Origin of the sequence: Paenibacillus sp. FSL R5-0519, from assembly GCF_037974275.1 — a bacterium.
Lineage (GTDB): Bacteria > Bacillota > Bacilli > Paenibacillales > Paenibacillaceae > Paenibacillus.
Map to the genome: position 1 here is coordinate 972,920 of NZ_CP150234.1, position 12,727 is coordinate 985,646.

Below are 12,727 nucleotides of genomic sequence, written 5' to 3' on the forward strand. Positions count from 1 at the left end.
TGCCAATGATGTAACGAAAACTGGTGTAAATCCTTGAAAATGAATGAAAAGGATCGAAAGAATCTGATTCATTCGTCGCCATATCTGAGTTTTTCCCTTTTTGGCTGAATTCGATGCTATTTACACAAAAACCGTTTTGTCTACAAACGCCGCAGCGCTTATAATTTTGAAGCAAATGTGCAACGATTCGCATGTCTTTCGCCCAACAAGGGAACGAATAGAATATATTCCAACTTCATTATATATGTCGTTTTAATCTGATTCATACATGTTTAACGTTTGGCAACAGCATTTCAGATGAAGAAGGCTCCACGGGTGTGGAGTTATTTTCATTGCAGAAGAGGTGGAAGATACTCAAGTGAAACTGAATGTTCAATGGATGCGATTATCGCCACCCCGTATTCTTGTATTAGGGTTTGCTGGCATCATTTTGGTAGGCACATTGCTATTAATGCTTCCGGCATCCAGCCGTAGCGGCGACAGTCTTGCGTTTATTGATGCGCTCTTTACAGCAACTTCGGCCGTTTGTGTCACGGGTTTGGTTGTGGTGGATACTGGAACTCATTTTTCAGTGCTGGGTCAGGTTGTCATTGCGATCCTGATTCAGATTGGCGGACTGGGCTTCATGACGATGTCTACATTGGTTGCCATTGCGTTCAAACGGCGGATTTCGCTTAGAGAACGGCTGATTCTGCAGGAAGCGATGAATCAGAGCACGATGGAGGGCATTGTCCGGCTAATTCGCAAAGTTGTGATCTACTCGCTTATTATCGAAGGCATATGTGGCACGTTATTTGCGATTCGCTGGTCATTTGACATGCCGGTCGGACAGGCGATCTATTATGGATATTGGCATGCCATCTCTATGTTCAACAATGCCGGATTCGATATGTTTGGGGATTTTCGCAGTTTCACTGGGTTTGTATATGACCCGCTGGTGAATTTTACAGCGATGTTCCTGATTGTTTCTGGTGGTATCGGTTTTGTGGTGCTGTCAGACCTGGTGGATTACCGCAAAACGCGGAAGCTGTCTCTGCACTCCAAAGTTGTCCTGTTAATGACTGGATTGTTGATTGTGTTTGGTGCACTTGTCATTTTCGTATTCGAATTCAGCAATCCGCGGACACTCGGTGGCCTGAACTGGGGTGGCAAAATTCTCGGTTCATTCTTCCAGTCCGTTACGCCGCGAACAGCAGGAGCCAATACGGTAGACATTGCCGGGCTCAGACAGGCAACGCAGTTCTTTATGATCATCCTGATGTTCATTGGGGCATCACCGGGCTCTACCGGAGGCGGGATCAAAACAACGACATTTATGATTATGGCTGGAGCGGTCATTGCGATGATGCGTGGACGTGAAGATATCGTGTTTTTCCGCTATCGTCTCGTACAGGAACGGATTTTCAAGGCGCTTACCATTACATTACTGGCGCTCTTGTTCATCATAGCCGTAACAATGGTGCTGAGCACCACAGAAGAAGCCAGTTTTATGATGATCCTATTTGAAACAACATCAGCCTTTGGCACCGTGGGATTATCGCTCGGACTGACGCTGAAGCTGACCACTCTGGGTAAGCTCCTGATCTGTTTTACGATGTTTGCAGGAAGGCTTGGACCTATTACATTAGCGTATGCACTTGGGCAGAAAAAGGGTAAGGAGTTATACAGGTATCCGGAAGGCAAAATGATTATTGGATAAAATTTGGTGAGTTATGAATTTGATTTGGATAAGGGGTTCGTGAAGAACAATGAAAACACAGCAGTTTGCGGTGATTGGGCTTGGGCGTTTTGGCTCCAGTCTGGCACAGGAATTAATGGAACTGGGCTACGAGGTACTCGGTATCGATAAAAATGAAGAAGTCGTCGAAGACATGAGTGAATTGGTTACCCATGCCGTTGTAGCCGATGCGACTGATGAGGAAGTGTTGCGCTCTCTGGGTATTCGCAATTTTGATTGTGGTATCGTAGCCATCGGGGATGATATTCAGACGAGCATTCTCACCGCCATTCTGTTAAAAGAGCTGGGCGTCAAGACGGTCGTAGCCAAGGCCATATCCGTTCTTCACGGAAGAGCACTGGATAAGCTGGGGATTGATCGTGTGGTTTATCCCGAGCGGGATATGGGTATTCGGGTTGCCCATCAGCTGGTTACCCCGAACTTGCTGGATTACATTGAATTATCCAATGATTACAGTATTGTCGAGATGAAGGTTCCCGCCTGTCTGCACAACAAAACATTATCAACCCTGAATGCACGTGTACGCTTTGGTTGCAGCATTGTGGCGCTACAGAAAGAAGCCGGGGTCATTATTGCTCCGACAGCACTAGACTCGCTTCAGATGGGGGATATCATGGTCATTATTGGTAATAATGCAGATATCGACCGATTTGAAGAAGAGGTTATTAGCCAGGAGAGCTGATAATCATCATGAGTTAAAATGGAAGCCAGACGTTGGAGCCTGGCTCATTCAGATCAAAGCTAAGGCGTCGTAGTCCTCCGTGAGGGCAATGGCGCCTTTGCTGTAAAGAGTGCAACCGTCTCCTTGACCCATTGTCTGGATGTCTCGCTGAGGCCCTCTTTATCCCCATAGATCATGCAGGTTGTTCTTCGGGTCTGCTGTAATTGTGGCAAATGAACAGAAACAAGATCATTGTCCGCGAGCAATTGCGGACGAAGGTATGACTTGGGCAATAGTGCAGCAGCTTTGGCGGAAGGCAGAAGTCGGATGATCGCTTCGAAGGAATCAATCTCCATGCGAATATCCGGCATTACGGCACAGCGCTGGAAGAGGTCGTCCGTCAATTTGCGATACCAGGTACCTTTGGAGAACGTGATCATCGGCAGATCCTGCAAGTGCTCCATCCCGGCTTCCTTACCGGACAGGGGGTGTGTGAGCGGCACAACCAGTTCCAGGTGATCATCAAAGAGCGGCACACAGTTAAGCCCCACTTCACTGATGGAGGAGGCAACAATGCCCACATCGGCTTTTTTGTCACGCACAAACGAGACAATCTCATGTGTTTTTCCCGTCAACAGTTTCAGTTCGGCATTTGGATGTTTCTCCATAAAGGCATTGACGAGAGGTGGCAACGTGGTTTGAAGCGTCGTTAGACTGGCTCCGAGTGTAATGGTGCTCTGTTCTTCGTCTTTATACTGGGCGAGCATGGTGAGGAATTTCTGTTGCTGCTGCTTCTGTTCAACCGCGAAGGTATAGGCGAACTGGCCCACACTGGTTAACTCCAGTCGTTTGCCGCGGCGGTGGAAGAGAGCAACCCCGAGTTCATCCTCCAATTTGGATATTTTGCGTGAGAGTGCGGGTTGGGACAAGTTCAGTAACTTGGATGCACGGTTCAGGCTGGACTGCTCCACAACCGCTGCAAATGCATTTAACTCCTCGAACATGAACAATGACCTCTTTTCCATGAGTGTGATACTTGCCCTTGATTAATCGTTTTCCATGTTGTATGGCCTGTAAACCCAATGTTTCACTACTTATACCTATAGGTTATAACATTTAATAATTATATTGCAATTCCCTTATAAGAAAAAAAGGAGTAACATGAAGCGTGACACAAGTTGTTCACACCTGGGGAAAACGGAACAATTTTTCGAACCTTTTCATGGAAAAGGTTTCGTGTCATGATAAGTAAAATTATTTATGAAAACGTTGTATTTAGCGAAAGGGGATCGACATTTTATGAAAGGGTTTTACTCCAGAAAGCTGCACTCCTTGCTTGGCGTCATTCCGCTCAGTTTGTTTTTTGTTGAGCATTTGGTGACGAACTTCTCGGCAGTTGAAGGCGGCAAAGAAGCTTTTGACGGTGCTGTTGCATTCTTGAACAGTCTGCCACTGGTTATTGTTTTGGAAACGCTCCTTATCTGGTTACCGTTGTTCTATCACGGTGTATACGGTCTGTATATTGCATATCAGGCCAAGCCTAACGTGGGACGTTATGGCAATGAGCGCAACTGGCGTTATACGTTGCAGCGTGTCAGTGGTGTCATTACGTTTGTATTCGTTATCTGGCATGTATGGGAGACGCGGGTGCAGGTTGCGTTGGGTACAGTCACCCACGAACAGCTAGGCGGTGTTATTCACGATATCGTGATGAACCCGGTAACATTTATTCTATATCTGATCAGTGTAGTTGCGGCATCCTATCACTTTGCCAACGGTCTGTGGTCGTTTCTTGTTAGCTGGGGGATTACCGTGGGTCCGCGTGCGCAGCGTGTGTCTTCTTATGTATGCATGAGCTTGTTCGGTATTATCTCCATTATGTTTATTGCTTCCTTGTTCGCTTTCCGGAGCATGGATTTCCAAGCAGTAACTTCAATGGTTGACGTAGTAAAAACAGTTCTAATCTAAGCATTTATCGAGTTAAATGCTGACTTATAAGGGAGTGAACATCAATGGCATCAACGAATGTAATTATTGTGGGCGGCGGTCTCGCGGGCTTGATGGCAGCGATCAAATCGGCTGAAGCCGGAGTCCATGTTCATTTATTTTCACTGGTTCCTGTTAAACGATCCCACTCTGTATGCGCACAAGGCGGCATTAACGGAGCGGTAAATACCAAGGGTGAGGGTGACTCCCCATGGGTACACTTTGACGATACGGTATACGGCGGTGACTTCCTTGCGAACCAACCTCCGGTTAAAGCGATGTGCGAAGCAGCACCTGGCATCATTCACCTGATGGACCGTATGGGCGTAATGTTCAACCGGACACCGGAAGGGTTGCTTGATTTCCGTCGTTTCGGGGGCACGAAGCATCACCGTACCGCATTTGCCGGAGCGACAACAGGACAACAATTACTCTATGCATTAGACGAGCAGGTACGTCGCTGGGAAGCAGCGGGCCTGGTTACGAAATATGAAAACTGGGAGTTCCTGCAGGCCGTTTTGGATGATGAAGGCGTATGTCGCGGGATTGTAGCTCAGGATCTGAAAACGATGAAGGTACAGACCTTCCCGGCAGAAGCGGTTATTCTGGCGAGTGGTGGTCCGGGTATCATCTTCGGTAAAACGACTAACTCAGTCATTAACACAGGTACAGCGGCAAGTGCAGTGTATCAGCAAGGTGTAAATTACGCTAACGGGGAGTTCATTCAGATTCACCCAACAGCCATTCCAGGGGATGACAAGCTGCGTCTCATGTCTGAATCCGCGCGTGGTGAAGGTGGACGGATCTGGACGTACAAAGATGGCAAGCCTTGGTACTTCCTCGAAGAAAAGTATCCTTCCTACGGAAACCTGGTTCCGCGTGATATTGCAACACGTGAGATCTTCAGCGTCTGCGTCGATATGGGGCTGGGCGTGAACGGCGAGAACATGGTTTATCTCGACTTGTCTCATAAAGATCCGAAGGAACTGGACGTTAAACTGGGCGGAATCATTGAGATCTATGAGAAGTTCATGGGCGATGACCCGCGTAAAATCCCAATGAAAATCTTCCCGGCAGTCCATTATTCCATGGGCGGCATGTGGGTAGATTACAACCAAATGACCAACATTCCGGGGCTGTTCGCAGCTGGTGAATGTGAATATCAATACCATGGTGCAAACCGTCTGGGTGCCAACTCATTGGTATCCGCGATCTATGGTGGTATGGTGGCTGGACCAAAAGCGGCTGAATATATCAAAGGACTCAAAAAATCGTCCGCGGATATCCCTTCTTCCGTATTTGAGAAACACACCAAACAACAAAGCGATAAATACGAAGGCATCATGAAAATGCAGGGTACAGAAAATGCCTATGTTATTCATAAAGAGCTTGGCGAGTGGATGACAGCCAACATGACGGTTGTACGTTACAACGACAAGCTTGAAGCCACGATTGGCAAGATCAAGGAATTGAAAGAGCGTTATGGCAAAATCAACATGTACGATAGCTCTGGTTGGAACAATCCGGGTGCAGCGTTTACCCGTCAATTGTGGAACATGATTGAACTGGCAGAAGCAATGACTCTCGGCGCTCTGCTCCGTAACGAAAGCCGCGGCGCGCATTACAAACCGGAATTCACGGAACGTAATGACGAAGAGTTCCTGAAAACGACCATCGCAAGCTGGTCGAAGGAAGGCCCGAAAATCTCGTACGAACCAGTAGACGTATCCCTGATCCCACCACGTATCCGGGATTACTCCAAGGATTAAGAAGTACCATACTATTCATGTAATGAATAGTTAAACACCTGAACAGAAGGCAGGAGAACTTTGGAGAAGCAGAGCCTTCTTCAAAGTTACTGTCATCAACGTGAGGGAGTGAAGGTTCTCAGCAAAGGTACCCTGTGTGCACAACGCAGCAGATAAAACGAAAAGCCTGTTCACAAACAAGCAACATATTTGTGAGGCTTGAAATTCTAAAAATTACGTCAATCCAGCATGAGTGGAATGCAGTTTCCAGCAAAGTGACTCAGTGCACGACGTAGCGGAGGAAGCGGAAATGCCCAGAAGAAGCGAAGCGCTCGCCTTTATCACCGGATTTTAACCCTGTGAAGGGTTGATCAAAAAAATCCGGGGATAACAGCGATCAGAGGGGCATTCTGCTGACGAAGCGTCTCCCGTGCACCAAAACATTTTGCGCATCAGCAATACAATCATCGTCACCAGAGGAGGGGACAACGATATGGCGGAACAAGCTACAGCCAACAAAACCGTCAAGTTTATCATCACCCGTCAAGACAGCCCGGAGTCATCTTCGTACAACGAAGAATTTGAGCTACCGTACCGTCCCAACATGAATGTGATCAGCGCCCTGATGGAGATTCAGCGTAATCCGGTTAATACAGATGGCAAATCCATTGCTCCTGTATGCTGGGATTCCAACTGTCTCGAAGAAGTCTGTGGTGCCTGCTCCATGGTTATCAACGGCAAGCCACGTCAAGCATGTGCAGCCCTGATCGACAAGCTCGAACAGCCCGTTCGTATCGAACCGATGAAGACCTTCCCGGTGGTTCGTGACCTGGTCATCGACCGTAGCCGGATGTTTGGCGCCCTGAAACGCGTAAAAGCATGGATTCCAATCGATGGTACCTATGACCTCGGTCCAGGTCCACGGATGCCTGAGAAGAAGCGTCAGTGGGCATACGAGCTGTCCAAATGTATGACATGTGGTGTATGTCTTGAGGCATGCCCGAACGTTAATGAGAAAACAGACTTTATCGGTCCAGCAGCACTGTCCCAAGTGCGCCTGTTCAATGCTCACCCAACAGGGGAGATGAACGCCGACGATCGTCTGGAAGCGTTGATGGAAGACGGAGGCATTGAGGGCTGTGGTAACTCACAGAACTGCGTGCAATCCTGTCCAAAAGGCATTCCATTGACAACTTCCATTGCGGAAATGAACAAACAAACAACCAAGCATATGTTCAAACGCTGGTTGGGTGTATAATCTCGTCATAACAGGTGCAGACGTGTAATCTGCAACATAGTAGAAGTCGTGGTCCCGTGCAGCAACATGCCGGAGATCCCGGCTTCTTTTTGTGCTGAAGCAGAGGAACCGGGCTACCCATGAAGAATATGATATACTAAGGGGATGGATATGGAGCGTAGAAGGAGGGGGAGATATGGCAGAGACACCGCGTCAGGGTAGCAAAAACTCGCCGTCCCAGCGCTCGTACAAGGCACCGGGATCAGAAGAGTCTGTGTTTCCTGGAGAGGAAAAGGATCATGATCCCTCTCGCCGAAGTTTCTTATTGCGCATGATTTTGATGACGGCGGGTGCGAGCTTGCTCACCGGGGGTTATGCCTGGCTTTGGGAGCCGCATCGTCTGGAAATCAAGCAAGTGGAACTGAAACTTCCGAAGTTCCCAAAGGCGTTTGACGGATTGCGTGTAGTTCAGTTCAGTGATGCCCATCTTGGTTTTCATACCGGAGTGAAAGAGATGAGAAAGCTGGCGGCAACGATTGAGGAGCAGCAACCGGACTTGATTTGTTTTACCGGAGACATCGTCGAGAGGGAATCAGAGCCAATGCGTGAATGTATTCCGGTACTCGCCTCCATGCAAGCCAAGTATGGCAAATTTGCTGTTTTGGGGAATCATGATTATCGGGGCGGACAGCAGAATGAAGTGGCTGCCATGTTCAATGAAGCAGGGTTCAAGTTGTTAAGGAACGAACATGTGGTGATTGAACAAGGGGGCGAACGTCTGGCCATAGCTGGTTTGGATGACGCACTTACAGGCAGGCCTGATCCTGCCCAAGCCATCAAGGGATTGAATCAAGATGTGTGGAAATTGCTGCTTATGCATGAACCGGATTATGCCGACATTGCCACGCCCTATGGTTTCGGATTGCAGCTTTCCGGTCATAGCCATGGTGGCCAAGTACGATTTCCATGGGTAGGGGCACTGACAACTCCCCGAGGTTCACACATGTATGTTCAGGGGCTGTATTACACGAATGTCCAGGGGGTATATTACTCCGCTCAGACACAGATGCCCGTGTATGTGAATCGTGGTTTTGGCATGACGCAACTACCCATTCGTTTTCTGTGCAGACCGGAATTAACGGTGTTTGAGCTTAAAGGATCAACCACATAAAAGGAATATGAGATCATATTAGTTCAACTAAACTTTTTACACGAGAACGGAGAGGACAGAAATAACGTGAAGAAGCGAAGCGTTCGCCTTTATCACCGGATTTTCCCTTTGAAGAAGGGAATCAAAAAATCTGGGGATAACAGCGATCGGAAGGTTATTCTGTCATCGGAGTGGCAAGTGTAAACGTACAACAGTGAACGATTCAACATGAATGGAGGTTATCCAGATGGAACGAATTGCGATTGTATCCGACATTCATGGCAACATGACTGCCTGGGAAGCAGTGCGGGAAGATATCAAAAGTCGTGGCGTAAAGCGAATCTTTTGTCTTGGTGACCTCGTGGGCAAGGGACCAGAACCGGTACAGGTTGTGGATGGGATTAGAGCGGCGTGCGAAATTGTCATCCGCGGTAACTGGGATGAACTGGTTGCGGTTAACCAGGACAACGAGAACTTTACGTGGCAAGCAGAACGGTTGGGTGAGGATCGATTGGCGTATTTGGCGAGCCTGCCCTTCAGTCATCAATTTCAACTGAGCGGTCGCACCATTCGTCTGGTCCACGCATCACCTCAAAGTGTGTACCATCGTGTGCAGCCTTGGGACGCAATGGAAAAGAGATTGGCGATGTTTGATTCTCCGACTGATGAGTCTGCGCAAGGTGTTGCAGATGTTGTAGGTTATGGGGATGTGCATAATGCATATTTGCAGTATATGAATGGAAAATTACTGTTTAATGCAGGCAGTGTCGGTAATCCGCTCGATCTTCCCCAGGCTTCCTACTGTATTCTGGAGGGTGAAGATAGCAACGATAACGATACCCCGTTCAATGTTCAATTTGTGCGGGTACCTTATGATATTGAGCGAGAAGTACAGATTGCGCAGTCCGCGAATGTTCCTGCACTGGATTTCTATATCCGTGAGATTCGTACGGGCATCTACCGCGGGTTGCAGGAGTAGTCAATACCTGGGCTCTTTAGCGTTAGGAATCGAATGATGCAATATGTTAATACTATAATGCGAATACTAAAGTTCGTGGACCCGTTTATATGATATTACGCCGGATCACCTTCAGAGCATGCTTGTCTTACCGGACTCAAGCCCGTTAGGCAAAAGGAGCGATTGTCATGCTTACCCGAAAAATGCTGGTTCAAGGTCTGCCGGTTTTGTGGACAGAGCGTCTTGTCCTGCGAGCATTACGTCAAAGTGATTACAGCACATTATCGGAACTTTTTTCCGATCCTCAAGTCATACGATATGTGAATCGGGGAAGCCAGCCCACACCGATCAGGGCGAGACGGTTATTGAACCAGATACGAAGCAGCAGTGCCAAGCTGGATTCGTTACATTATGGGATCTGCTGGAGAGGTAAGGAACAGGTCATTGGGATTACCTCGTTCCAGCACTGGAATGATCAGAATGGTACCGCACAGATTGGTTATATCCTGAACAGGTCCTGTTGGGGCAGAGGGGTGGCTACCGAGGCGGTACAGCGGCTGCTGCAGTTTGGATTTGACGATCTTCATCTGTGGAGGGTGGAGGCACGTTGTTATGAGGCCAATGTTTCATCACAACGGGTGCTAGGCAAAATAGGAATGACTTACGAACGGAGTCTTCCCTCATTTGGACTGCATGATGAGGATGACGAAGGATCAGAATCTCTGATGGATGTTAAAGTGTATAGCATGTATCGGGAACAATACGTACGCCCGCTTCAGGAGAAAGACTTGCACACACTGGTATCTGACAAGCCCCAATAACATAGAGTAAGAGTAGTAAAACGTGAATGAATTGAACTTCAATCATTTGTTACACAATTGAAATATAGCTGCAATTGAACTCTAACAGACAGGGGGTAAACTTATCTCATGACCCCCTTTTTGATAATAGATAATGCTGTTGGGACCCGCGCGAGCGGGTTCATTTTTTTTGTCCATATAAGTTAACTGTGGGGGATTTACACTGGCCACTCCGATGACAGAATAACCCTCCGATCGCTGTTATCCCCAGATTTTTTGATTCCCTTTTGAAAAGGGAAAATCCGTTGATAAACGCGACCGCTTCGCTTCTTCAAGTTATTTCTGTCCTCTCCGTTATCGTGTAAATGTTCAGTTGAACTTATATAATATTTTTAATTTAGAATTAAACCCAAAACCCCCACAGCGTGAACAAGCGCGCTGTGGGGGTTTCTCTGTGGTTCTATATTTTTTACAGTGATACAACCTGCATCTGTTTCTGCTTGAAATATACCCAGTCGGTGAATCCGATCTCCTTGAGGCGTGTACGAACGTCATCCAGCTCATCTGCAACCCGCTGTGGTTTATGAGCGTCCGATCCAAAAGTCACCTTCACCCCGTAATGATGGGCGCGTTCCAGAATGGCATCTGAAGGGTACCAGCCACCGCTGAGTTTGGTTTTGCCAGATGTGTTAATTTCAATCGCTACATTGGATTCTGCAATGACCTGCAACGTTTCATCAATGGCTTGATCCGCGATAATTTCGGAGAACGGTGGATAATTTCCTTTCATCGCATCAATGTGTCCAAGAATCTGGAACATGCCGCTGCGTGCCGATTGCCGGATTAATGAATAATAGCTTTCTTTCACTTCAACTTTGCGAGCATCGCTCAGTCCGTTCCACCGCGTTTTGTTGAAGATGCTTACATCCTCGGTATGATGAACGGAACCAATAATATAGTCAAAAGGATACTGACCCAGTGTGGTACGGTACAATTCTGCATGAACAGGGAAGTAATCCGATTCAATGCCGAGTAACACATCGATTTTACCAGCGTACTCCTCTTTCAGAGCAAGGACTTCTTTCACATAATGCTGCAATTCAGACTTGCCCATTGCGATCCGTGGAAATGCCTGCTCAAGCTCACTGCCAAAGTATGGCGTATGATCCGAGATGCCGATGGCCTGAAGTCCTGCCTCAATACCTGCCTCTATATAATCGCGGATGTTGCCGTCTGCGTGACCACAACGAAAATGATGTGTGTGAAGATCGAATTTCATATGGAATCCTTCCTTTCTCATGGCTCATTGTCATTCTGAACTGATGAACTGGGTTTCCGGCATGCCTTTGAGGTCACTTATGAATTGTTGCATCGCGGAGTTGAGGTACCGACTGGACTTATAGATGACACCAACAGGGTGACTGACCTCCAGCTCACTTAAGGGTATCATTCGCAATGTACCTTGACGCAACTCATGCGCAACAGATTGTTTGGAGATGACAGCTGCCCCGAGATCAATCTCGACCATCCGTTTCACTTCTTCGCTGCTCGACAACTCCATTACAATATTAGGTTCAATATTATGTTTCTTAAAAATGGTTTCCGTAAACCGTCGTCCTACGGTATCAGGGGACAGCAGAATCAATGGTGTACTCCGGAGCACATCCACTGCAGCATGTTTTTTCTTCGCCAGCGGATGGGAAGGAGATACCACGAGTTCAAATGTGTCATAGTACAGCACAGATGTATTCAGGTTGGGATTACGCTCTGTGAGATAACCGATACCAATATCAACCAGACCATTCTCGACCTGGGTATAGATCTGTGATGAAGGAAGAGATTGGATACTGGTTTTGATCAGCGGGAATTGATCTTGGAAATAGGATAACACCCTTGGCAAGATCTGAATAGCAATGGAAGTCGTTGTGCCTAACACAATCCGTCCCTGAGGCGTTTCATCGAGATCGGATAATTTTTGTTTCAACTCATCAACGATGTCGAGCATCCGTTCAGCATGTTCCAGAAATACCTGTCCACGGTCTGTGAGGGTAACGGGTTGGTTACGATCCACAAGAACGGTGCTGAATTCGTCTTCGAGGCTTTTGATCTGGGCTGAGACGGCAGGCTGAGTCAAATTGAGAAGTTCACCCGCTTTGCGGAAGCTCATCGTTTTGGAAATGGTAATTAGTGTCTCCAGTTGGCTTATGTTCATAGGTGACCTCCTTGCAGGAAAAGTATCTTCGATATGTAGATGTGGTGCGATGAAAACCCGTAACTGGTTATTGTTCCGTTATCTTAAATTATAGGTGATTCAGGACAGCAGAGCAATGAAGGGAATTATCGGGAGTAAAAGTAGTTCAAGAGACTGTGAAAAAAACGTGAATACAAAAATTTGATTTTTTTAACAGTTGTGAAAAAGCAGTAATAAAGTCCTAAACGCCTTTTGCCA

General features: G+C 47.3%; 11 protein-coding genes. 8 read left to right on the forward strand and 3 right to left on the reverse strand.

The genetic code is table 11. The features are described 5' to 3' along the window. The first annotated feature begins 358 nt into the window (after positions 1 to 358). Together MKY73_RS04245 and MKY73_RS04250 are read left to right on the forward strand one after the other, a co-directional pair. Positions 359 to 1,699, forward strand: coding sequence for a TrkH family potassium uptake protein (locus tag MKY73_RS04245; protein ID WP_339237436.1), 1,341 nt, complete (start codon positions 359 to 361; stop codon positions 1,697 to 1,699). Positions 1,700 to 1,748: 49 nt separating this feature from the next. Next, positions 1,749 to 2,420 carry a TrkA family potassium uptake protein gene (locus MKY73_RS04250; RefSeq protein WP_091020848.1) on the forward strand — a complete coding sequence of 224 codons (672 nt, stop codon included), beginning with the start codon at positions 1,749 to 1,751 and terminating at the stop codon, positions 2,418 to 2,420. A gap of 59 nt (positions 2,421 to 2,479) precedes the next feature. Here MKY73_RS04250 and MKY73_RS04255 read toward each other — a convergent pair whose 3' ends face one another. Continuing rightward, a complete protein-coding gene (locus tag MKY73_RS04255; RefSeq protein ID WP_339237432.1) occupies positions 2,480 to 3,403 on the reverse strand; it encodes a LysR family transcriptional regulator in 924 nt (307 codons plus the stop codon). A 295-nt stretch (positions 3,404 to 3,698) separates the two neighbouring features. On the opposite strand from MKY73_RS04255, the gene MKY73_RS04260 reads away from it, so the two are divergent. The 6 genes from MKY73_RS04260 to MKY73_RS04285 all read left to right on the forward strand — a co-directional run bounded on the left by MKY73_RS04260 (position 3,699) and on the right by MKY73_RS04285 (position 10,299). Next, positions 3,699 to 4,367 carry a succinate dehydrogenase cytochrome b558 subunit gene (locus tag MKY73_RS04260; RefSeq protein ID WP_315937826.1) on the forward strand — a complete coding sequence of 223 codons (669 nt, stop codon included), beginning with the start codon at positions 3,699 to 3,701 and terminating at the stop codon, positions 4,365 to 4,367. 44 nt (positions 4,368 to 4,411) lie between these two features. Further along, on the forward strand, positions 4,412 to 6,154 hold the full coding sequence (gene sdhA, locus MKY73_RS04265; protein WP_253440597.1) for a succinate dehydrogenase flavoprotein subunit: 1,743 nt from the start codon (positions 4,412 to 4,414) through the stop codon (positions 6,152 to 6,154). 472 nt (positions 6,155 to 6,626) lie between these two features. Further along, positions 6,627 to 7,391 (forward strand): succinate dehydrogenase iron-sulfur subunit, encoded by a 765-nt coding sequence (sdhB, locus tag MKY73_RS04270; protein WP_339237426.1) that lies wholly within the window; start codon positions 6,627 to 6,629, stop codon positions 7,389 to 7,391. Positions 7,392 to 7,566: 175 nt separating this feature from the next. Then, positions 7,567 to 8,541, forward strand: coding sequence for a metallophosphoesterase (locus MKY73_RS04275; protein WP_339305821.1), 975 nt, complete (start codon positions 7,567 to 7,569; stop codon positions 8,539 to 8,541). A 226-nt stretch (positions 8,542 to 8,767) separates the two neighbouring features. Next, entirely contained in the window at positions 8,768 to 9,499 is a 732-nt protein-coding gene (locus MKY73_RS04280; protein WP_339305823.1) for a metallophosphoesterase family protein, read from the forward strand. Between the two features lie 167 nt (positions 9,500 to 9,666). Continuing rightward, positions 9,667 to 10,299: a GNAT family N-acetyltransferase gene (locus MKY73_RS04285; RefSeq protein ID WP_339305824.1), complete on the forward strand. Its 633-nt coding sequence runs from the start codon at positions 9,667 to 9,669 to the stop codon at positions 10,297 to 10,299. Between the two features lie 448 nt (positions 10,300 to 10,747). Here the strand turns inward: MKY73_RS04285 and MKY73_RS04290 are convergent, their stop codons facing one another. Together MKY73_RS04290 and MKY73_RS04295 are read right to left on the reverse strand one after the other, a co-directional pair. Further along, complete coding sequence (locus MKY73_RS04290) at positions 10,748 to 11,557, reverse strand: histidinol-phosphatase (protein WP_339305826.1); 810 nt, start codon at positions 11,555 to 11,557, stop codon at positions 10,748 to 10,750. 30 nt (positions 11,558 to 11,587) lie between these two features. Beyond that, complete coding sequence (locus tag MKY73_RS04295) at positions 11,588 to 12,490, reverse strand: LysR family transcriptional regulator (protein ID WP_036605798.1); 903 nt, start codon at positions 12,488 to 12,490, stop codon at positions 11,588 to 11,590. Positions 12,491 to 12,727 lie beyond the last annotated feature (237 nt).

Excerpts from the sequence above, each read along its gene's own strand:
- MKY73_RS04250 (WP_091020848.1), top strand. The coding sequence starts at position 1,749 with ATGAAAACACAGCAGTTTGCGGTGATTGGGCTTGGGCGTTTTGGCTCC.
- MKY73_RS04255 (WP_339237432.1), bottom strand. The coding sequence starts at position 3,403 with ATGTTCGAGGAGTTAAATGCATTTGCAGCGGTTGTGGAGCAGTCCAGC.
- MKY73_RS04260 (WP_315937826.1), top strand. The coding sequence starts at position 3,699 with ATGAAAGGGTTTTACTCCAGAAAGCTGCACTCCTTGCTTGGCGTCATT.
- sdhA (WP_253440597.1), top strand. The coding sequence starts at position 4,412 with ATGGCATCAACGAATGTAATTATTGTGGGCGGCGGTCTCGCGGGCTTG.
- sdhB (WP_339237426.1), top strand. The coding sequence starts at position 6,627 with ATGGCGGAACAAGCTACAGCCAACAAAACCGTCAAGTTTATCATCACC.
- MKY73_RS04275 (WP_339305821.1), top strand. The coding sequence starts at position 7,567 with ATGGCAGAGACACCGCGTCAGGGTAGCAAAAACTCGCCGTCCCAGCGC.
- MKY73_RS04280 (WP_339305823.1), top strand. The coding sequence starts at position 8,768 with ATGGAACGAATTGCGATTGTATCCGACATTCATGGCAACATGACTGCC.
- MKY73_RS04285 (WP_339305824.1), top strand. The coding sequence starts at position 9,667 with ATGCTTACCCGAAAAATGCTGGTTCAAGGTCTGCCGGTTTTGTGGACA.
- MKY73_RS04290 (WP_339305826.1), bottom strand. The coding sequence starts at position 11,557 with ATGAAATTCGATCTTCACACACATCATTTTCGTTGTGGTCACGCAGAC.
- MKY73_RS04295 (WP_036605798.1), bottom strand. The coding sequence starts at position 12,490 with ATGAACATAAGCCAACTGGAGACACTAATTACCATTTCCAAAACGATG.